General features: G+C 74.7%; 19 protein-coding genes, 1 tRNA gene and 2 pseudogenes. 16 read left to right on the top strand and 6 right to left on the bottom strand.

Annotated features, from left to right (window positions below; genetic code table 11):
• Nucleotides 1-20: 20 nt before the first annotated feature.
• A complete protein-coding gene (locus ACFEMC_RS19980; RefSeq protein WP_380171243.1) occupies nt 21-851 on the bottom strand; it encodes a hypothetical protein in 831 nt (276 codons plus the stop codon).
• A gap of 170 nt (nt 852-1,021) precedes the next feature.
• Here ACFEMC_RS19980 and ACFEMC_RS19975 point away from each other — a divergent pair, with 170 nt between their 5' ends.
• The 6 genes and pseudogenes from ACFEMC_RS19975 to ACFEMC_RS19950 all read left to right on the top strand — a co-directional run.
• Complete coding sequence (locus tag ACFEMC_RS19975; RefSeq protein WP_380171242.1) at nt 1,022-1,993, top strand: hypothetical protein; 972 nt, start codon at nt 1,022-1,024, stop codon at nt 1,991-1,993.
• 41 nt (nt 1,994-2,034) lie between these two features.
• Entirely contained in the window at nt 2,035-2,664 is a 630-nt protein-coding gene (locus ACFEMC_RS19970; RefSeq protein ID WP_380171241.1) for a hypothetical protein, read from the top strand.
• 22 nt (nt 2,665-2,686) lie between these two features.
• Nucleotides 2,687-3,415, top strand: a complete 729-nt coding sequence (locus ACFEMC_RS19965) for a YcnI family protein (protein WP_380171240.1) — start codon at nt 2,687-2,689, stop codon at nt 3,413-3,415.
• Between the two features lie 172 nt (nt 3,416-3,587).
• Nucleotides 3,588-4,640, top strand: coding sequence for an ABC transporter substrate-binding protein (locus ACFEMC_RS19960; protein ID WP_380171239.1), 1,053 nt, complete (start codon nt 3,588-3,590; stop codon nt 4,638-4,640).
• Complete coding sequence (locus ACFEMC_RS19955; RefSeq protein WP_380171238.1) at nt 4,637-5,686, top strand: FecCD family ABC transporter permease; 1,050 nt, start codon at nt 4,637-4,639, stop codon at nt 5,684-5,686. The genes ACFEMC_RS19960 and ACFEMC_RS19955 overlap by 4 nt, the downstream gene beginning before the upstream one ends.
• Nucleotides 5,683-6,438: pseudogene (locus ACFEMC_RS19950) on the top strand (ABC transporter ATP-binding protein); the annotation flags it as partial. The gene ACFEMC_RS19955 and the pseudogene ACFEMC_RS19950, both read left to right, overlap by 4 nt.
• Before the next feature lie 5 nt (nt 6,439-6,443).
• Here the strand turns inward: ACFEMC_RS19950 and ACFEMC_RS19945 are convergent.
• From ACFEMC_RS19945 to ACFEMC_RS19935, 3 genes are read right to left on the bottom strand one after another with little or no spacing between them, the layout of a single operon-like run.
• A complete protein-coding gene (locus ACFEMC_RS19945) occupies nt 6,444-7,673 on the bottom strand; it encodes an MFS transporter (RefSeq protein WP_380171237.1) in 1,230 nt (409 codons plus the stop codon).
• Entirely contained in the window at nt 7,670-8,329 is a 660-nt protein-coding gene (locus ACFEMC_RS19940) for an esterase/lipase family protein (RefSeq protein ID WP_380171236.1), read from the bottom strand. Before ACFEMC_RS19940 ends, ACFEMC_RS19945 begins: the two co-directional genes overlap by 4 nt.
• 31 nt (nt 8,330-8,360) lie before the next feature.
• Nucleotides 8,361-9,158, bottom strand: coding sequence for an alpha/beta fold hydrolase (locus tag ACFEMC_RS19935; RefSeq protein WP_380171235.1), 798 nt, complete (start codon nt 9,156-9,158; stop codon nt 8,361-8,363).
• Nucleotides 9,159-9,429: 271 nt separating this feature from the next.
• On the opposite strand from ACFEMC_RS19935, the gene ACFEMC_RS19930 reads away from it, so the two are divergent.
• The 5 genes and pseudogenes from ACFEMC_RS19930 to ACFEMC_RS19910 form a co-directional block, all read left to right on the top strand.
• Complete coding sequence (locus ACFEMC_RS19930; RefSeq protein WP_380171234.1) at nt 9,430-10,671, top strand: chemotaxis response regulator protein-glutamate methylesterase; 1,242 nt, start codon at nt 9,430-9,432, stop codon at nt 10,669-10,671.
• Between the two features lies 1 nt (nt 10,672).
• A complete protein-coding gene (locus ACFEMC_RS19925; RefSeq protein ID WP_380171233.1) occupies nt 10,673-11,503 on the top strand; it encodes a CheR family methyltransferase in 831 nt (276 codons plus the stop codon).
• Nucleotides 11,500-11,883, top strand: a complete 384-nt coding sequence (locus ACFEMC_RS19920) for a response regulator (RefSeq protein ID WP_367637230.1) — start codon at nt 11,500-11,502, stop codon at nt 11,881-11,883. The genes ACFEMC_RS19925 and ACFEMC_RS19920 overlap by 4 nt, the downstream gene beginning before the upstream one ends.
• Nucleotides 11,880-12,386 (top strand): chemotaxis protein CheX, encoded by a 507-nt coding sequence (locus ACFEMC_RS19915; RefSeq protein WP_380171232.1) that lies wholly within the window; start codon nt 11,880-11,882, stop codon nt 12,384-12,386. The genes ACFEMC_RS19920 and ACFEMC_RS19915 overlap by 4 nt, the downstream gene beginning before the upstream one ends.
• A 4-nt stretch (nt 12,387-12,390) precedes the next feature.
• Nucleotides 12,391-12,747, top strand: a pseudogene (locus tag ACFEMC_RS19910) (response regulator); the annotation flags it as partial.
• 598 nt (nt 12,748-13,345) lie between these two features.
• Here the strand turns inward: ACFEMC_RS19910 and ACFEMC_RS19905 are convergent.
• The gene (locus tag ACFEMC_RS19905; RefSeq protein WP_380171231.1) at nt 13,346-14,464 is read right to left on the bottom strand and encodes an EAL domain-containing protein; all 1,119 of its coding nucleotides are present in this window, start codon (nt 14,462-14,464) and stop codon (nt 13,346-13,348) included.
• A 272-nt stretch (nt 14,465-14,736) separates the two neighbouring features.
• On the opposite strand from ACFEMC_RS19905, the gene ACFEMC_RS19900 reads away from it, so the two are divergent.
• A complete protein-coding gene (locus ACFEMC_RS19900; RefSeq protein ID WP_380171230.1) occupies nt 14,737-15,156 on the top strand; it encodes a VOC family protein in 420 nt (139 codons plus the stop codon).
• Between the two features lie 55 nt (nt 15,157-15,211).
• Here ACFEMC_RS19900 and ACFEMC_RS19895 read toward each other — a convergent pair whose 3' ends face one another.
• Complete coding sequence (locus ACFEMC_RS19895) at nt 15,212-15,952, bottom strand: polyprenol monophosphomannose synthase (protein ID WP_380171229.1); 741 nt, start codon at nt 15,950-15,952, stop codon at nt 15,212-15,214.
• A gap of 174 nt (nt 15,953-16,126) precedes the next feature.
• Here ACFEMC_RS19895 and ACFEMC_RS19890 point away from each other — a divergent pair, with 174 nt between their 5' ends.
• The 4 genes from ACFEMC_RS19890 (at nt 16,127) to ACFEMC_RS19875 (ending at nt 18,006) form a co-directional block, all read left to right on the top strand.
• Nucleotides 16,127-17,188: a DNA adenine methylase gene (locus ACFEMC_RS19890; RefSeq protein WP_380171228.1), complete on the top strand. Its 1,062-nt coding sequence runs from the start codon at nt 16,127-16,129 to the stop codon at nt 17,186-17,188.
• Entirely contained in the window at nt 17,188-17,412 is a 225-nt protein-coding gene (locus ACFEMC_RS19885) for a helix-turn-helix domain-containing protein (RefSeq protein WP_380171227.1), read from the top strand. Before ACFEMC_RS19890 ends, ACFEMC_RS19885 begins: the two co-directional genes overlap by 1 nt.
• A 50-nt stretch (nt 17,413-17,462) precedes the next feature.
• Nucleotides 17,463-17,558: transfer RNA gene (locus ACFEMC_RS19880), tRNA-Ser, on the top strand.
• A 46-nt stretch (nt 17,559-17,604) separates the two neighbouring features.
• Complete coding sequence (locus ACFEMC_RS19875) at nt 17,605-18,006, top strand: hypothetical protein (protein ID WP_380171226.1); 402 nt, start codon at nt 17,605-17,607, stop codon at nt 18,004-18,006.
• Nucleotides 18,007-18,088: the final 82 nt, after the last annotated feature.

Genomic DNA, 18,088 nt, shown 5'->3' with positions numbered 1-18,088 from the left:
GTTCTGCGTCTGCGGGGCGCTCACCCCGGGCGGCGGTACAACGCGCGCTCGGCGTCGGAGACCGTCGGGGGACCGGCGGGCGGGCGGGGTTCCGGAGCCTCCTGCGGTGCGTGGGGTTCCTGCGCCGCCTGGGGTTCCCGCAGTCCGCGAGTTCCCTCGGGCCCTCGCGCTTCCCGCGGTCCTCGCGCGTCCGGGAGTTCCTCCTGTTCTCCGGCGGGGGCGCGCCAGAGCACGGCCCCGGTGACGGCCGGGAGGAGGAGGGCGGGGACGAGGACCGCGAGGGTCCCGGCGACGCCCGGCAGGTCGTCGGGCAGCCCGGTGCGCAGGAAGAACCGCAGCGCCCCGGGGCCCGCGTCGTCGGCCGGTGCGCTGGCGTGCGCGACGACCCCCACGAGGCACCCCAGCGCCAGCGCCGCCGACAGCCACGACCCGAGGGCGGCGACGCGGCGGCCCCACCGGTCCGGCACCAGCCACGACGGCCGGCCCACGAGCACGACGACGAGGGCCAGCAGGGCGGCGACGACGCCGCCCCACAGCGGGGCCGGCGCACCCACGAGCGCCCACAGGATGCCGAACCGCCGTCCGGTGGAGATCTCGGGAGCCGCGCCGTCGAACGCCCCGGCGCCGGAGGGGTAGCCGCCGTAGAACTCCTCGTCGTAGGCGCCGGTCAGCACGCGGCGCGCGGCCTCGGCCAGGACCAGCGGCGGGACGACGCACGCCGCGACGAGGACCCAGGACGGCCAGCTCGCGCGCGGCTCCTCGTGGGCCCCCTCGTGCGACTGCTCGCGGTCGTGCTCGTGGACCTCGTCGTCCGCGGCCACCGCTCCGGCGACCTGCCCGTCGTCCCTCACGACTCGACGTTACGACCGGACCCGGCTCCCGTCGCCCGGACGGCCCAGCGCCGTCGCCGTGGGTGGGCCGAGCGGAGGGTCCGACACGCCGGGGCAGGGCCGGACGGTGGACGTTGCCTGGTCCGAGGCGTCACGCAGTGTCAGGGTGGTTCCACTCCGCCGGACCGGCGGTGGTGGTTCCGGGCCTGGAGGCGACGACCGTGCACTACTCCCTGGTGAGTTCCCCCGTCCTGGGGTTCGACCTGGTCCGCCTGCCCCACGGCGACTCGGCCGCCGAGGTCCTGCTGCGCGCCCTGGACTGCGGCCCCCGCGAGATCGACGTCCTGGCCGCGCGCCACGACGCGGCCACCCGCACCCGCGCGTGGGAGTCGGTCCGCGCGGCCGCCGGCAACGTCCCGCAGATCACCGACGTCCTGCACCAGGTCGCCAACGGCCTGGCCCACGGCGACTTCACGGGCGAGGCCACCGACGAGCAGACCGGCGCGCGCGTCGAGTCCGGCGTCGTCCGCGTCCTGCAGACGAGCACGATCGCCGACGCCGACGCCCTCGTCCGGCTCGTCCACCACGACGTCTTCGACTGGACCTGGTCCTCGTCCCTGGACGGCGGCCCGCGCCTGCGCACCGAGGACGCCGGCCGTGCCGCCGACGTGCTCGCCGACGCCGCCGTCTCGGCCTACCTCGGCGACCGGCTGCCCGACCACGTGCGCCGCGTGCTGGCCCACCCCTACCTCCAGGCCTCCCGCGACCTCGCGCCGCTGGCGGAGCACCCGACCGGCCTCGGTCCGGAGCAGGCGGGTGTCGCGCGGGTCCTCGACACGCTGCGCCGCCTCGACGGGACCGACCGCGCGTGCCTGCGCGCCGTCGCCGCCACCAGCCGCCCGTCGGCGGGGGAGTGGGCGAGCGCCGTCCACGACGCGTCCTGGGCCGTGCACCTGTCCGACCGCGTCCGCACGGCCGCCGTCGCCCAGCTCCTCGCCGTCCGCGCCTTCCGCGCCGGCGGCCTGGAGGCCGCCGACGGCGCCGAGGGGCTGTGGAACGTCGTCAGCGGTGTCGTGCACGCCGAGGTCGTCGCCGACCTGCTGAGCTCGGACGCCCGCGCCGTCCTGCTGCGCCCGTGGGAAGCCGCCTTCGGCGCTGCCTGAGCGCTCTCGGAGGTCGTGGGACCGCCGGGTACCGTGATCCGGTGCCCAGCCCGCTGCCAGGACTCCCGGACGGGACCGGCCCCGCCGGTCCGGCCCGCGGGACGTGGCGCGGGGTGCGGGCCGGGGCCGTCACGGCCACCGTCCTCGGCCTCGCGGCCGGGGCGCACCTGAGCGCCGGGGGAGACCTGCCCGGCCTCTTCCTCCTCGCCGCCGTCGCGCTGGTCCTCGGCGCGGTCAGCCTGCTGCTCGCGGGCCGGCGGTTCTCCTGGCCCGTCCTCGCCGCGCTGCTCGGCGGCGGGCAGGTCGTGCTGCACGCGGTCTTCGACGCGTGCGCCGGACCCGCCGCCACGGTCGTCGGGACGGGGCACCACCAGACGCTCGCGTTCTCCGGCGCCCCCGCGGTGACGACCGACCCCGGGACGGCGATGACCGTCGCCCACGTCGCGGCGACGGCCCTCGCGCTGGGGGCGCTGCTCCACGGCGAGTCGCTGCTGTGGTCGGTGTGGGCGTGGTTGCGGCCGGTGGTGCGGCTGCTCGTGCGGCTGGTCCGCACGGTCGCGCCGCGGCCGGTCGCGCCGGCCGCCGAGCCCGCGCGGCCGCGGTCGGTCGTCGCGCGCCGGGTGCGCCGGCGAGGTCCACCGAGGGTCCCCGCCCTCGCGACCTCGTCCTGACGACACCCCAGGAGAAACCTCCGTGAAGCGCTCCACCCTGCCCACCCGCGTCCTCGCCGTGTCCGCAACCGCCTGCGCCGCAGTGCTCCTCGCCGCGGGGCCGGCCTCCGCCCACGTCCACGCCGACCCCTCCTCGACCGCCGCCGGCGGCTACAGCGTCGTGACGTTCCGCGTCCCGAACGAGTCCGACTCCTCGGCCACGACCTCCGTGCGGGTCTCGCTGCCGACCGACCACCCGCTCACGTACGTCGCGACGAAACCCGTCCCCGGCTGGGTCGCGACCGTGACGAAGGGCGCCCTGCCGAAGCCGGTCACGGCCGACGGCGTGACCGTCACCCAGGCCCCCCTGTCGATCACCTGGACCGCCCAGCCCGGCGCCGCGGGGATCGGCGTCGGGCAGTTCGAGGAGTTCGAGGTGAACGTCGGCCCGCTGCCGGACGCGGGCACGCGCGTCCTGCTGCCCGCCGTCCAGACGTACGCCGACGGCGAGGTGGCGAACTGGACCGACGTCGCCGCCGCGGGGGCCGCCGAACCCGAGCACCCCGCGCCGGAGTTCACGACGACGGCGAAGGCCGACGGGGACGGTGACGACCACGCCGCCCACGGCTCGACCGAGGCGGTGTCGGCCACCTCCTCGGGCACCTCCCAGGCGTCCGGGTCCGACCCGGTCGCGCGCGGGCTCGCCGGCGGCGGTCTCGTCCTCGGCCTCGCCGCGCTCGTCCTCGTCCTGCTGCGCCGCCGCCGCGCCTGACGCGCCCCGCGGGAGAGGCATCGCCGGCCCCTTGCTCCCGATCAACGGAAGCGAGGGGCCCACGATCCGGACCCCGGCCGCCCGGAACCGGCTCCCGGAAAAGGGTAGGCTAGCCTCACTGACGCCCTGGAACTCGTCGAGGGACACACCCTCGCCTGCCCTGGAGTCGTCGATGCGTCCCCTCTCCCGCCGCGCGCTCGGTCCGCTGACCGGCGCCGCCCTCCTCGCCCTCGCCGGGTGCGGAGCCTCCGAAGCCGTCCCGCCGAGCAGCACCGCGAGCGCCGGGGAGGGCGGGACGACGTACCCGCTCGTCCTGCGCAACGGCGACCGCGAGGTCCGGTTCGAGCGGGCCCCGCAGCGCGTCGTCTCCCTCGACCAGGGCTCCACGGAGATCCTGCTGTCGCTCGGCCTGGCCGACCGGATCGTCGGCACGGCGTCGTGGACGGACCCCGTCCTGGACTCCCTGGCCGCCGCGAACGAGGGCGTGCCGCGGCTGGCGGACAACGCGCCGACGTACGAGGTGCTGCTCGGCGCGGACCCGGACCTCGTGACCGCCTCCTTCGGCCGGCACTTCGCCGAGCAGGGCGGGGTCGTCACCCGCGACCGGCTGGCCGAGACGGGGATCGCGAGCTACCTCTCGCCCACCGACCTCGACGACGGGCAGAGCGTCAACGGCGGGAAGAAGTCGCGGACCAGCCCGGTGACGGTGGACAGCCTGTTCCAGGAGATCCGCGAACTGGCGCAGGTCTTCGACGTCGCCCAGCGCGGCGAGGACCTCGTCGCGGACCTGCAGCGGCGGGCCCGGGAGGCCACCGAGGGCGTCGACTTCGGCGGCCGCACCGTGGCGTTCTGGTTCGCCAACCTCGACACCCCGTTCGTCGCGGGCGGCAGGGGCGCGGCCTCCCTGCTGGCGACCTCGACGGGGCTGCGCAACGTGTTCGCCGACCAGGCCGAGGACTGGCCGTCGGTGTCCTGGGAGTCCGTCGTGGCGGCCGACCCGGACGTCCTCGTCCTCGGGGACCTGCGGCGCGACCGCTTCCCGGGGGACCGGCTGCCCGCCAAGGAGGAGTTCCTGCGCACCGACCCGGTGGCGAGCGTGCTGTCCGCCGCGCGGGCGCAGCGGTACGTCGCCCTGCACGGCGCCGAGCTGAACCCGTCCATCCGGTACGTCGACGGGCTGGCGAAGCTCGGCGCCTGGTGGCGCGAGCACGGTCAGGACCTGTGAGCGTCCAGGCCCCCGTCCGTCCCCTGGTCCTCGAGCGCCGGCGGCTCCACCCGGCCGTCCTCGTCGTGGGCGGTCTCGTGGCGCTAGTCCTGTCCGTCGGCGTCGCCGCGACCCTCGGGGCGGCCGACGTCTCCCTCGTCAACGTCCGCGACGTCCTGCTCAACCACCTCGGGCTGGCCCAGGTGCCCGTCCGGGTCTCCGAGGACGCGATCGTCTGGCAGGACCGGGTGCCCCGTGCGCTCGTCGCCGCGGCCTGCGGGGCGGGCCTGGGCCTGTGCGGCCTGGTGCTGCAGTCGTTGCTGCGCAACCCGTTGGCCGATCCGTTCGTCCTCGGCGTCTCCTCCGGTGCCTCGACGGGCGCGGTGGCCGTGGCGGTCCTCGGGATCGGCGGGCTCGGGTTGTCGGGCGGCGCCTTCGTCGGCGCCTGCCTCGCCTTCGCCCTGACGCTGGCCCTGGCCCGGGCCACGCGCGGCGGCACGGCCGGGATCCTGCTCGCCGGGCTGGCGGGCACCCACCTGTTCTCCGCGCTGACCTCCCTCGTCGTCTTCGCCGTCGCCGACTCCGACGAGACGCGGGGAGTGATGTTCTGGCTGCTCGGGTCGCTGGAAGGCGTGCGCTGGAACGACGTCGTCCTGTGCTGGGCGGTCGTGGCCGTCGGCGCCGCGGTGTGCCTGGGCTACGCGGGCCGGCTCGACGCCTTCGCGTTCGGGGAGGAGATCGCCTCCTCCCTCGGCATCCCCGTGGCGCGGACCCGCGCGGTCCTGCTCCTGCTGACGGCCCTGGTCACCGCGACCCTCGTCAGCGTCACCGGCGCCGTCGGGTTCGTCGGGCTCGTCCTGCCGCACGTCGCGCGCCTGCTCGTCGGTCACGCGCACACCCGCACGGTGCCGGCGACGATCGTCGTCGGGGCCGTCGCGATGGTGTGGGTGGACGCCGGTTCCCGCGTCGCCTTCGCCCCCACCCCGCTGCCCGTCGGCGTCGGGACGGCCCTCGTCGGCGTCCCCGTCTTCGCGCTGCTCCTCGTCCGCCGCGGGCGGGCGTCGTGACCCTGCACGCCGACGCCGTCACCTGGCGGCGCGGGACGCGGATCGTCGTCGACGGCGTCACGCTGCGCCCCGACCCCGGCTCGACCGTGGGTCTGCTGGGGCCCAACGGGTCCGGCAAGAGCTCGCTGCTGCGGCTGCTGCACGGCGCCGCCCGCCCCGACGCCGGGACGGTCCTGCTGGACGGCCGTGAGCTGCACCGCACCCCGCGCCGGGAGGTCGCCCGCCGCGTCGCCACCGTCACCCAGCACGCCGACACCGACGTCGACCTCACCGTGCGGGACGTCGTCCGCCTCGGCCGCACCCCGCACCGGCGGCTCCTGGGCGGGCCCGGCCCACGGGACGAGGCCGTCGTCGACCAGGCCCTGGAGCAGGTCGACCTGACCGCCAAGGCGTCCCACTCCTGGCACACGCTGTCCGGCGGGGAGCGCCAGCGCGCCCACATCGCCCGGGCGCTGGCCCAGGAGCCGGCCGAGCTGCTGCTCGACGAGCCGACCAACCACCTCGACGTCCGGCACCAGCTCGAGCTGCTCGCGCTCGTCGCGGCGCTGCCGGTCACGAGCGTCGTCGCGCTGCACGACCTCAACCTGGCGGCGACGTTCTGCGACGTCGTCGTCGTCCTGCGCGCCGGGTCCGTCGTGGCCGCCGGGACGCCGGAGCAGGTGCTGACGCGCGCGCTCATCCAGGACGTCTACGGCGTCGACGCCCACGTCGCGACGGGCCCGCACGGCGGGCTGACCGTCACGTTCCTCCCGCCGGCTCAGGCCCGCCCGGCGGCCGGTCCCAGCCGGCGCGACAGCGCCGCCAGGCCGACGCCGGAGACCGCGACGACGGCCGCGAGCAGCACCCACGGGGTCGCCGCCCCCGGCTCCAGCACCGCCCCGACGACGGCCGAGCCGGCGAGCACCGCCACCCCACCGAGGGAGGCCAGCACGCCGTAGTGGGCGCCGACGTGGCGCTCACCGGCCAGGGGCGGGACGAGGTCGCGGGCCACCGGGCGGGCGAGGGCCGACCCGAGGTGCAGCACGACGACGAACCCGACGGCCGGGGCCAGCGCGGGCACGAGGTCCGGGCTCGGCAGGACGGTGGCCGCGGCGACGAGGGCGAAGGCGAGCGCCGTCACCGCGAACCCCGCCGGCAGCGCCCGCGCGGCCCCGCGCCGCCGGGCCCAGCGCGCGACGGGCACCTGCACGAGCACGGTGACGACCGCCGCCACGACGAACATCGCCCCGAGCGCGCGCTGGGACCCGGTGGCCCGCACCAGTTCCACGGGCAGCGCGAGGTACATCTGGTTGTAGGCCAGCAGCAGCGTCGAGTACAGCGCGGCGAAGACGAGGAACCGGCGGTTGCGCAGCACCGACCCCCAGCCGGCCGTGACCGACGTGCTGCGCGGCACCCCGTCCGCGCGCGGGGCCCAGCGCGCGTTGGCCGCCAGGACGACGGCGAACACCCCGGCCGCGACGAAGCAGGTCGTGGAGAACGGGACCCCGAGCAGGGCGGCGCCCAGGACCGGCCCGGCGAGGGACCCCACCTTGCTGACGACGTCGTCGAGGGCGAACAGCTCGGCGCGCGTCACGGCGCCCGCCTCCTCCAGCCGGGCTCCGGCGTGGGCGAAGCCGGTCTCGACGGCGGGGGAGAACAGGGCGGCGGCGAACCCGGTGAGCACCGTGCCGGCGAGCACGCCCGGCAGGGACTGCCCCACGGCCAGCGTGCAGAACCCGGCGATCCGCACGAGGCAGCCCGTGAGCAGGACGGGCCGGACGCCGTACCGGTCGGTGAGGGCGCCGCCGACGAAGAAGAACCCCTGCTGGCTGAAGGTGCGCAGCCCCAGCACGAGGCCGACGACCCAGCCCGCCATCCCGAGGCCGGAGGACAGGTGGACGGCCAGGAACGGCACGACGAGGTAGAAGCCGGTGTTGAAGGCGAACTGGCTGAACAGCAGCAGGCGGACCGGTCCCGGCACGGCCCGCCAGGTGGAGCGAGCCGTCACGCGCTCAACCCCTCGACGGCGTGGACGACGGCCTCGTGCAGCCGCGGGTCGCCCAGCAGCCGGAAGTGGCCGTCCAGCGGCACCTCCACCTCCACGGCCCCGGCCAGGGCGGGGGCGCTCGCAGCCCGCGGGACGTGCGGGTCGTAGCGGGGCCGGATCGCGACGATCCGCGGGTGCGCGGTGAGGTCGGCGGCCAGCCGCCGGAGGGCCGGGTCGCGGGGGGACAACCGGCGCACCGACCGGGCGGGGAACCACGTCGCGTACCGGGACCCCTCGAACGGGGTCGCCACGGCGACGAGGCCGGCGACCCGCTCGCTCACCCCGGGCAGGGCGAGCGCGGTCTTGGCGATGAGACCGCCCTTGGAGTGGGCGACGACGACGGCGCCGTGCAGGTCGAGCCGCTCGACGGTGCGCCGCAGCACCTCCGCGCCGACGGCGAGCTCGGCGGAGTTGGTGCCGAGGCCGGGCAGGACGTGCACGGGGTGGCCGGCGCGGTGCAGGGCGTCGCCGAGGTCGCGCAGGACGTGCCACGTCTCCCAGATGCCCGGGACGAGGACGACGGGGCACCCCTCGCCGCCGGTCCAGTCGGGGCGGCCGGGGCGCAGTTGGGCCCGGGCGAGCCAGGCGTAGTCGGCGAGGCGGGCGGTCAGGTCCACGCGGTCACCTCCACGGGGTCACCTCCACGGGTCACCGACCGACGAGGTCGGCGAGCTGGGCGGCGACCTCCTCGGCGTGGTCGAAGACGACCGAGTGGGCGCCCGGGACCTCGACCCAGCGGCCCTGCGGGGCGCGGTCGGCGAGCATCCGGACCCACGGGGCGGGGGCGACGGCGTCGTGCCGGCCCCGCAGGACGAGGACGGGCACCTCGAGCTCCCGGATCCGTTCCTCGATGGGGTAGGTCATCATCGACGGCAGGGTGTGGGCGAACCAGCGCCACCCGCAGCTGGCGTAGCCCTCGAGCGACATCCGGCGCACCGCAGCGGGTTCGAAGACGGCCGACTGCAGCAGCCGCAGGCCCTGGCGGGGCACCGAGCGTTCCTGCAGGTTCACCGGCGGGCCGATGAGCGCGACGTGGGCGACGGCGCCCGGGTCGTCCAGGGCCGCCTCCGTCACGACCTGCGCCCCCATCGAGTGCCCGACGAGCAGCACGGCGGTCAGGTGCTGGTCGCGGATCCACGCCGCCACCAGTGCGCCCATCTCCTGCGTCGACATCCGCCGGTCGGGGTGGGGGATGCCGGCGAAGCCGGGGAGCTCGACGAGGTGGACCGTCCCGAACCGGGCGAGCACGACGGCGAGGCGCTGGAAGTACGCCGAGGAGACCCCGAGGCCGTGGACGAGGACGACGTCGTGCCGGTGCTCGGGCGGGACGTCCTCGGTCTCGGCGATCCACATCGTCCACGTGCGCAGCCAGACGCCGCCCCGCCGGACCCGGTCGATGCGGACGGTCAGTCCGCTGGGCATGTCCTCGGGGGTCAGGCGGCGCACGGGCGTCATCATCCCGGTCCCGGCTGGACGGGTCCTGGAGGGGCTGCGCGAGGTGGCGGCGACGCGGGCCCGCTCGACGCTCCCGGGGGCCCGCGCCAGAGTGGTCCTGTACTGACAGTCACGAATCGGAGGCCGACGGTCACATCGCGCGGGGACACGGGCCGGGTCGAGGTTCAGGGATGAGGACCCGGCGCCGATGAACAGGGAGCCACCCGCTCCCGGGTGGTGTTCCACGGCGCGCAGCGCCGGCGGCAGGAAGGTCAGGTGCGACGTGGGCCCACGCATCCGGGTGCTCACGGTGGACGACTCCGTCGTCGTCCGCCGGATCGTCACCGACGTGCTCGCGTCCGACCCGGCGATCGAGGTCGTCGGCACGGCCCCCAACGGCAAGATCGCGCTCGACAAGATCGTCCAGCTCAAGCCCGACGTGGTGACCCTGGACATCGAGATGCCCGTCATGGACGGCCTCGAGGCGATCAAGGAGATCCGCAAGATCGACCGGAAGCTCCCGGTCATCATGTTCTCCACGCTCACCGAGCGCGGCGCCACCGCGACCCTGGAGGCCCTGTCCTCCGGGGCCTCGGACTACGTGACCAAGCCCGCGAACGTCGGGTCGGTCCAGGAGTCCATGGACTCCGTCCGCGAGCAGCTCATCCCCAAGATCAAGGCGCTCGTGCCGGGGATCGCGGCCGCCGCCGCGCCCGTCGCCGCGGCCCCCGCCCCGGCGCGGCCGGCGACCCCCGTCACGACCCGCACGCGTACTTCGGCCGCCAAGGCCCCGCGCGCCCTCGTCATCGGCTCCTCCACCGGTGGGCCCGAGGCCCTCTCGGCGGTGCTGGCCAAGCTCCCCGCCGGTCTCGGGGTCCCCGTCCTCGTCACCCAGCACATGCCGCCGGTGTTCACCCGGCTCTACGCTCAGCGGCTCGACAAGTCGTCCGCGTTGCGGGTCGTGGAGGCCACCGACGGCGAGCCCGTCGTGGCGGGCACGGTCTACGTCGCGCCCGGTGACTTCCACATGGAGGTCGTCCGCCGCGGTCCGCAGATGGTGATCAAGTTGAACCAGGGACCTGCCGAGAACTTCTGCAGGCCCGCCGTCGACGTGATGGTGCGTTCGGCGGTCGCCGCCTACGGCGGCGAACTCCTGGCCGTGATCCTCACGGGCATGGGGTCGGACGGGAAGCTCGGCTGCAAGGCCCTGGCCGCCGCAGGGGGGCAGGTCCTGGCCCAGGACGAGGCCACCTCGGTGGTCTGGGGGATGCCGGGAGCCGTGGCCCGCGAGGGCGTCGCGGACGAGGTCCTGCCCCTGGGGTCCATCGCCGACGCCATCCAGCGCCGGCTCGGGCCCGCCCGGTCGGTGTCCGCACCGCCGCCGCGGGCAACCGCGAGCACCACCCCGAGCAGCACCACCCGCACCACCCCCAGCCCCGCCCGCACCAGTTCCCTCCCGCCGGCCCGACCGCCGGCGTTCCGTCCGGCCGCCCCCGCGGCCCGTCCCTCCCAAGGCAGGTGGTGACATGGCACTCACGACCACAGCCTTCGACTGGGTCTGCACCCTCGTGCGCAAGGAGAGTGCGATCGTCCTCGAGAAGGGCAAGGAGTACCTCGTCGAGTCGCGTCTGGTCCCGCTGGCGCGGGCCGCCGGCGCGAGCGACGTCTCGGCCTACGTCGACGGCGTCCGGCTGCGTCCGGACCGCCGCGCGCAGACCGCGATCGTCGAGGCGCTCACGACGAACGAGACGTCGTGGTTCCGCGACGGTGCTCCGTTCACGGCCTTCTCGACCTCGGTCGTCCCCGCGCTGAAGCAGGCGCGCGCCACGACCCGGTCGCTGCGCATCTGGTCCGCGGCCAGCTCCACCGGCCAGGAGGCCTACAGCCTGGCGATCTCGCTGCAGGACAGCCTGATCGCCGAGGGGTGGCGGGCCGAGATCATCGGTACCGACCTGTCCAACGAGGTGCTGGAGAAGGCCAAGGCCGGCCGGTACTCGCAGTTGGAGATGAACCGCGGGCTGCCGGCCCCGATGCTCGTGCGGCACTTCACGCGCGTCGGGACGCAGTGGCAGGTGAACGACGACATCAAGCGGATGGTGCGCTTCCAGCAGCTGAACCTCACGAGCTCGTACGCGGCCCTGGGCCAGTTCGACGTGGTGTTCCTGCGGAACGTCCTCATCTACTTCGACCTCGAGACCAAGCGCGACATCCTGTCCCGCGTGCGCAAGGTGCTCAAGCCCGGGGGATACATGTTCCTCGGGGGTGCAGAAACGACGCTGGGCGTCGATGAGAACTGGGACCGCGAACTCATCGGACGGGTTTCGGTCCACCGTCCCAAGAACGGAGGTCAGGCATGAAGGCTCTGGTCGTGGATGACTCCCGCGCCATGCGGAAGATCATCGCAGGTGCACTGCGCAAGCTCGGGTACGAGACGGTCGAGGCGGCCGACGGCGCCGAGGCGCTGAAGGTCCTCGAGGCGGGCCCGCTGCCCGACCTCGCGACGGTCGACTGGAACATGCCGGTGATGGACGGTCTCACGTTCGTCACGCAGGTCCGGGCGAACCGCGACTACCGCGCGCTCACGCTGATGATGGTGACGACGGAGGCCGAGCACGGACAGATCGTCCGGGCGCTGGCCGCCGGCGCGCACGAGTACCTCATCAAGCCGTTCACGGTCGAGTCGCTGGAGGAGAAGCTCTCCCTGCTCGGCCTGCTCCCGGAAGGGGTCCAGGCATGACCGAACTGGTCGAGGAGTTCTACGACGAACCCACCGACTACGTCGAGGACGAGGCCCTGGGCCAGATCGTCGACGCGATGTGGGCGTCCTACTTCGCGCACACCGAGTTCCTGCTGCCGTCCTTCGACCAGCACGACATCGAGGGCGACATCTACTGCGCGTCGGTCACGATCTCCGGCGCGCGCCCGGGCATCGTCACCGTCAGCGTGGAGCGCACCCTGGGTCTGCCCCTGGCGCAGGCCCTGCTCCAGGAGGACGGTGAGCTGACCGACGAGGACGTCTACGACTCCCTCGGTGAGGTCGCGAACATCGTCGGCGGCAACATCAAGGCGCTCGTCCCCGACGCGGGTCCGCTGGGTCTGCCGGTGGTCTCCACCGCGCTGCCCCTGCACGGCGCCTCCGACCGCCTCGCGGCGCGTCTGGACGCCAACTGGAAGGGTCAGTGGCTGACCTTCGAGGTGTGGCTGGCCGGCGGCAACGGTTCCGAGAACGTGGGGGGATGACGACGTGAAGGCCCTCGTGGTCGACGACAGCCGCGTCATGCGTCAGATCGTCATCCGCACCCTCCGCCAGGCCGGGTACGACTGGGTCGAGGTGGTCCAGGCCGAGAACGGCAAGGAGGGTTTCGACGCGGTCCGCAAGGAGAACCCGGACATCGTCCTCTCCGACTGGAACATGCCCGAGGCCACGGGCATCGAGATGCTGCAGAACCTGCGCGGTTCGGGCATCGACGTGCCGTTCGGCTTCGTGACGTCGGAGGGTTCGGAGGAGATGCGGGAGAAGGCGGCGGCCGCCGGCGCCCTGTTCCTCATCGCCAAGCCCTTCACCCCCGAGGCGTTCGCCGCGGCCCTGGCCCCGGTCCTCGGTGGCGACGCCGGTTCCGGTGCCGTCGAGTCGTCGGTGGCGCAGGGTGAGGTGAAGTTCGACGTCAACCCGTTGCCGTCGAACCTCGCGATCCGCAACCTGCTCTCGGACCTGCTCAACCGCGACGTCGACCTGTCCGACGGTCGCCCGCTGCCCGTCGGCGGCAAGCCCGGTTCCCTCGTCGGGCTCTACGTGGACGACCACCTGAAGTCCAAGGCCGTCGTGGTCTTCGACTTCGCGCTGGCCGCCCACGCCGGTGCCGCGATCGGCCTGCTGCCCCCCGGGGCCAGCGAGGACGCCATCGACGACAAGGAACTGCCGGAGAACCTCGCGGTGAACTCGCGCGAGGTCCTCAACATCATGGCGTCCCTGTTCAACGTCGAGGGTGCCGCGCACCTGAAGCTGTACGCGTCCTACGTGCCCGGCGAGGCCCTGCGCCCCGACGTGGCCGACTGGGCGACCCGCACGGGCAGCCGCCTGGACCTCACGGTCTCGGTCGCCCGCTACGGCAAGGGCGCGCTGAGCATCGTCACGTTCTGACGCGCCGGACCCGGAACCCCTCGCCCTGCCGGGCGGGGGGTTCTCGTCGTCCGGGGGGTCACGGGGTGACGACGGCGGTCGTCGCCTCGGGCCCGCCACCCCAGACGGGGTCCGCGGTGGGGCGGCCGAGCAGGTAGCCCTGGCCGCACTCCACCCCGAGCTCTTCTAGGACCGCGAGCTCGTCCGGGTGTTCGACGCCTTCGGCGACCATCGTCGACCCCAGTTCCGAGGCGAAACCCACCAGGGCCCGGGCCACCGCGCGGCGGGCGGGGTCGGCGTCGATGCCGCGCACGAAGGCGATGTCGAGCTTGACGATGTCCGGGGTCAGCTGCAGGACGTGCTGCAGGCTGGCGAACCCCGCTCCCGCGTCGTCCACGGCGATGCGGACGCCGTGCCGGCGCAGCTCCGCGGTGGCCTCGGTGAGGGCGTCGTAGTCGTCGACCGGGTCGTGCTCGGTGATCTCGACGACGAGCCGGTCCGGCAGTTCCGAGAGCAGCAGGTCGTGGGTGGAGCCCTCCAGCAGCGCCTCGGCGGAGGCGTTGACGCTCAGGTAAGCGCCGGCGGGGACGGACCGCAGCAGGGGCAGGGCCGAGGCGATGGCCGCCTGCTCCAGCCGGAGGCCGATCCCGGCCGTCCGCGCGTCGGTGAACACCTGCTCGGGCCGGCGCGGCGACCCCTCCGGCCCGGTGAAGCGGCTCAGCGCCTCCGCCCCGACCGTCGCGCCCGTGCGCAGGTCGACGATCGGCTGCAGGACGGTCGTGCGGCCGGTGCCGGCGACGAAGGCGTCGAGGGAGGCGAGCCGCTCGTCCCGCTCGGCGCGGCGGCGGTCGCGGTGGTGCAGGACCCCCGCGACCAGCGCCGCCACGACGTGGAGGGCCTCGAGCTGGCGGGAGGCGAGGTCGTCCTCGGACGTGTCGGCGGGACCGACCCCCACGAGCCGGCCGCCGGGTACCCCGTCGGGCCGGACGACGTCCACGCCCAGCGGCGTGGCGGCGAGGTCGGTGTCGGCCAGCAGCCGGACCGTGGCGTGCGGGTCCAGGACGCTGCTCGTCTGATCGACGTGGTGCGGGCTGGCGCGGGTCGGGCGCGTGAGGGCGACGACGGGGGTGCCGAAGATGTCCCGGGCCAGGTCCAGGAGCTGGGCGACGGCGTCCGCGTCGTCACCCTGGCCTCGCACCGGTGGTCCTCCCGCGGACGTGCCGTCTGTCGCTGAACGTGTCGTGGTGACCGCGCGACCCGACGGCACGCACCGTGCGGGGAACGGCGCGGACTGTCCGTGACACTGCTGTCCGCTCGACCCTCCCAGACCGGTCGGGTGGACACAATCACGAAGAGGTCACAGTCACCACCCGTCACTCCCCGCAGTCCGGGTGGTCATCACCCCTGGTCGCCGGGCCGTCGGCCCCGGTAACTTCTCGGGGTCCGGTCCGTGCGTCCCAGGAGGCCGTCGTGCCCTCGAACCTGTCGCCCTACCTCAGCTTCCGCGGACAGGCGAAGGAGGCGACGACCTTCTACCGCGACGTCCTCGGCGGCACCCTCGACCTGACGACGTTCGGCGAGTTCGGCGCCCCGCCCGGCGTCGACCCCGAGCTCGTCATGCACTCCCAGCTGAAGACCCCGCAGGGCTGGCTGCTCATGGGCTCCGACGTGCCGCCCGGGATGGACTTCACCCCCGGCGCCAGCATCACCGTCGCCCTCACCGGCGACGACGCCGACGTCCTGCGCCCCGCCTTCGCCGCCCTCGCCGAGGGCGGGACGGTCGAGACGCCGCTGGAGCCGCAGATGTGGGGCGACGAGTACGGCGCCCTCGTCGACCGGTACGGGATCCACTGGATGGTCAACCTGTCCGCCCCCGCCGCCTCCTCCTGACCCGCCGGGGGCGCCCCAGATCGGTGCGACGAGGGGTGGCGAGGGGTGACGGGCGTCAGGGACGGCCGGAAGGACCGTGACGGCGCATCCGCAGCACCGCGACCATCGCCTCGCGGATGATCGCCTTCGACATCTTCGACGTCCCGTGCGTCCGCTCCGTGAAGAGGATCGGCACCTCGCGCACGGTCGCGCCCTGCTGCAGGGCGGCGAGCGTCGTCTGGATCTGGAACGCGTACCCCGCGGCCGTCAGCTGCGAGAGGTCCAGGGAGCGGAGGAGGTCCGCGCGCCACGCCTTGAACCCGCCGGTGAGGTCGGCGACGGGGGCGCGCAGCAGCACGCGGGCGTAGACGTTCGCGCCGCGCGAGAGCGCCTTGCGGTACCAGGGCCACGCGTCGTCGAGGGCACCACCGGGCACGTACCGGGCACCGAGGACGAGGTCCGCACCCGCCGCGATCTGCGCGAGCATCCGCTCCAGCGCCTCCACCGGGTGCGAGCCGTCGGCGTCCATCTGCACGACGACGTCGTGGTCGCCGGTGGCCAGGGCGTGCGCGAAACCGGCGCGGTACGCGGCGCCGAGGCCGTCCTTCGACGTCCGGGTCAGCAACCGCACCCGTCCCTGCGGGTACCGCGCCGCGGCCTGCTCGACGAGGGCGCCGGTGCCGTCGGGGGAGGAGTCGTCGACCACGAGGACGTCGGGCGCGACGGCGGAGGCGAGGATCCGCTCGAGCATGCCGGTGATGTTGTCGGCCTCGTCGTACGTGGGCAGGACGACGACGCAGCGGAGGGCTTCGGCCAACGGGAACTCGCTCGGTGATCGGCGGACGGGTCGCCCGACGCTACCCCACCCGCACCGCCCGCCCCGCCGGGCGCGGCGTGTCCGCGCGGCGGTCCCGGGGTCGTGTCGGACCCGTGCGGCACGATCGGCCCCGCGTGCAGGCACGGCGCGGACGGCTGCTGCGGAGGGGGTCGCGTGATCAAGTACCTGGGCTCGAAACGACGGCTCGTCCCGGTCCTGGGCGAGCTGTTCGCGGCCAGCGGCGCCCGCACCGGTCTGGACCTCTTCACGGGCACGACGCGCGTGGCGCAGGAGATGTGCCGCCGCGGGATGGACGTCACGGCCGTCGACACCGCCAGCTACAGCGAGGTCCTCGCGCAGTGCTACGTGGAGGCCGACGCGGACAGCGTCGACGCCGCCGAGGTCGCCGAGGCGCTGGACCGGCTCGCGTGTCTGGAGCCCGTCCGCGGGTACGTCACCGAGGTGTTCTGCGAACGCTCGCGGTACTTCCAGCCCCGCAACGGCATGCGGATCGACGCCGTCCGGCAGGGCATCGACGACCTGTACGGCGACTCCCCGCTGCGACCCCTGCTGCTGACGAGCCTGCTGCGCGCCGCCGACGCCGTCGACTCCACCGTGGGCGTGCAGATGGCCTACCTCAAGGAGTGGTCGCGCCGCTCGGCCCGCGAGCTGCACCTGCGGCCGCCCGTCCTCACCCCGGGGACGGGACGAGCGGTCCGCGCCGACGCCGCGAGCGTCGTCGACGAACTGCCCCCCGTGGACGTCGCCTACCTCGACCCGCCGTACAACAAGCACCGCTACTTCGCGAACTACCACGTCTGGGAGACGCTCGTCCGCTGGGACCGGCCCGAGCCGTACGGGGTCGCGGCCAAGCGCGCCGACTGCCGGGACGCCGTGAGCCGCAGCGTCTTCAACGGACGCCGGACCATGCCGGCCGCCCTCGCCGAGACGGTCCGCCGGGTGCGGGCCGGAACCGTCGTCCTCAGCTTCTCCGACGAGGGGTACGTCGCCCTCCCCGAGCTCGTCGAGATGTGCCGCGCCCGGGGCCAGGACGTGCGGACCCTGTCCTTCGAGAGCGACCGCTACGTCGGCGCGAAGATCGGCATCCACAACCGGGCGGGGGAGAAGGTCGGCTCCGTGGGCCGGCTGCGCAACGTCGAGCACCTCGTCCTCGCCGGCGACGGCGACCGGCTCGACGCGATGGTCGCGCGCGTCGCCGCGCTGCAGGAGGCGTGATGGGACTGGAGGACCTGCCGCCCGCCGAGCTCGGCGAGTGGTTCACCGAGGAGAAGCGCCTGCTCGCCCAGCGCGTCCTGCGCGAGCAGTACGAGCAGGGCCGCAGCATCGCCCAGATCTCCCTGGACACCGGCTACAGCCTGACCCGCGTCCGCAAGTTGCTGCTGCGCGAAGGGGTCGTGCTGCGCTCGCGGGCGGGAAGCCGGTCGAGGGCGCCGGGCTAGCTGGCAGACTGGGCCCCGCGCCGACCCGCTCGCGGGGTCCGGTGCGGCCGGGAGGGCTGGCCGAGTGGTTGAAGGCGGCGGTCTTGAAAACCGCTAGGGAGGTACCCACTCCTTCCTCATGGGTTCGAATCCCATGCCCTCCGCCACCCCGGACGTGCCGTCCGGGGACGGGACGACGGTGGGAGCAGGACGATGGGCGCGGTCGTGGGGCCGGAGATGACCCCGCAGCGGCGGGAGACGGCGTTGCGCGCCTTCCACACGTTGCCGCGGGAGGACCGGCAGGACGCGATCGCCCTGGCCCGGCAGGGCCGGCGGCACCCCGACGAGCGCGTCGCGGCCGTCGCCTGGTGGTACGCCGCGGCCGTCCTGCAGCCGCGCTGGTACAACCGCATGCCGCTCGTCGTCCCCGTCGTGGTGGTGCTCGCGCTGCTCGGCGTCGCCTTCGCCACGAACTTCTGGCCGCTGGCGTTCCTCGGGCTCGTCGTCCTGCTCGCCGCGGCCGCGCTCGTGCGGCAGCGGCTGACGACCGCACCGCTGCTCGGCCTCATGCGCCCGCCGAGCGCGGGCGACGTCCCCGGGGCGTCCGAGGGCTGACGCCCCACCGCCGGACGGGTGACGCCACCCGGCCGACGGGTGACGGGGGGTCCAGTCGACGCGCACCTGGGACGATCAGCAG

The organism is Kineococcus sp. DHX-1, from assembly GCF_042473625.1.
In the GTDB taxonomy this organism is placed as follows: Bacteria; Actinomycetota; Actinomycetes; order Actinomycetales; family Kineococcaceae; genus Kineococcus.
This window is presented reverse-complemented; position numbering and strand designations above follow the sequence as displayed.

What these genes read in the sequence shown, in the direction of transcription:
- ACFEMC_RS19875 (WP_380171226.1), top strand. Translation starts at nt 17,605, where the DNA reads ATGGGCGCGGTCGTGGGGCCGGAGATGACCCCGCAGCGGCGGGAGACG.
- ACFEMC_RS19915 (WP_380171232.1), top strand. Translation starts at nt 11,880, where the DNA reads ATGACCGAACTGGTCGAGGAGTTCTACGACGAACCCACCGACTACGTC.
- ACFEMC_RS19960 (WP_380171239.1), top strand. Translation starts at nt 3,588, where the DNA reads ATGCGTCCCCTCTCCCGCCGCGCGCTCGGTCCGCTGACCGGCGCCGCC.
- ACFEMC_RS19920 (WP_367637230.1), top strand. Translation starts at nt 11,500, where the DNA reads ATGAAGGCTCTGGTCGTGGATGACTCCCGCGCCATGCGGAAGATCATC.
- ACFEMC_RS19925 (WP_380171233.1), top strand. Translation starts at nt 10,673, where the DNA reads ATGGCACTCACGACCACAGCCTTCGACTGGGTCTGCACCCTCGTGCGC.
- ACFEMC_RS19885 (WP_380171227.1), top strand. Translation starts at nt 17,188, where the DNA reads ATGGGACTGGAGGACCTGCCGCCCGCCGAGCTCGGCGAGTGGTTCACC.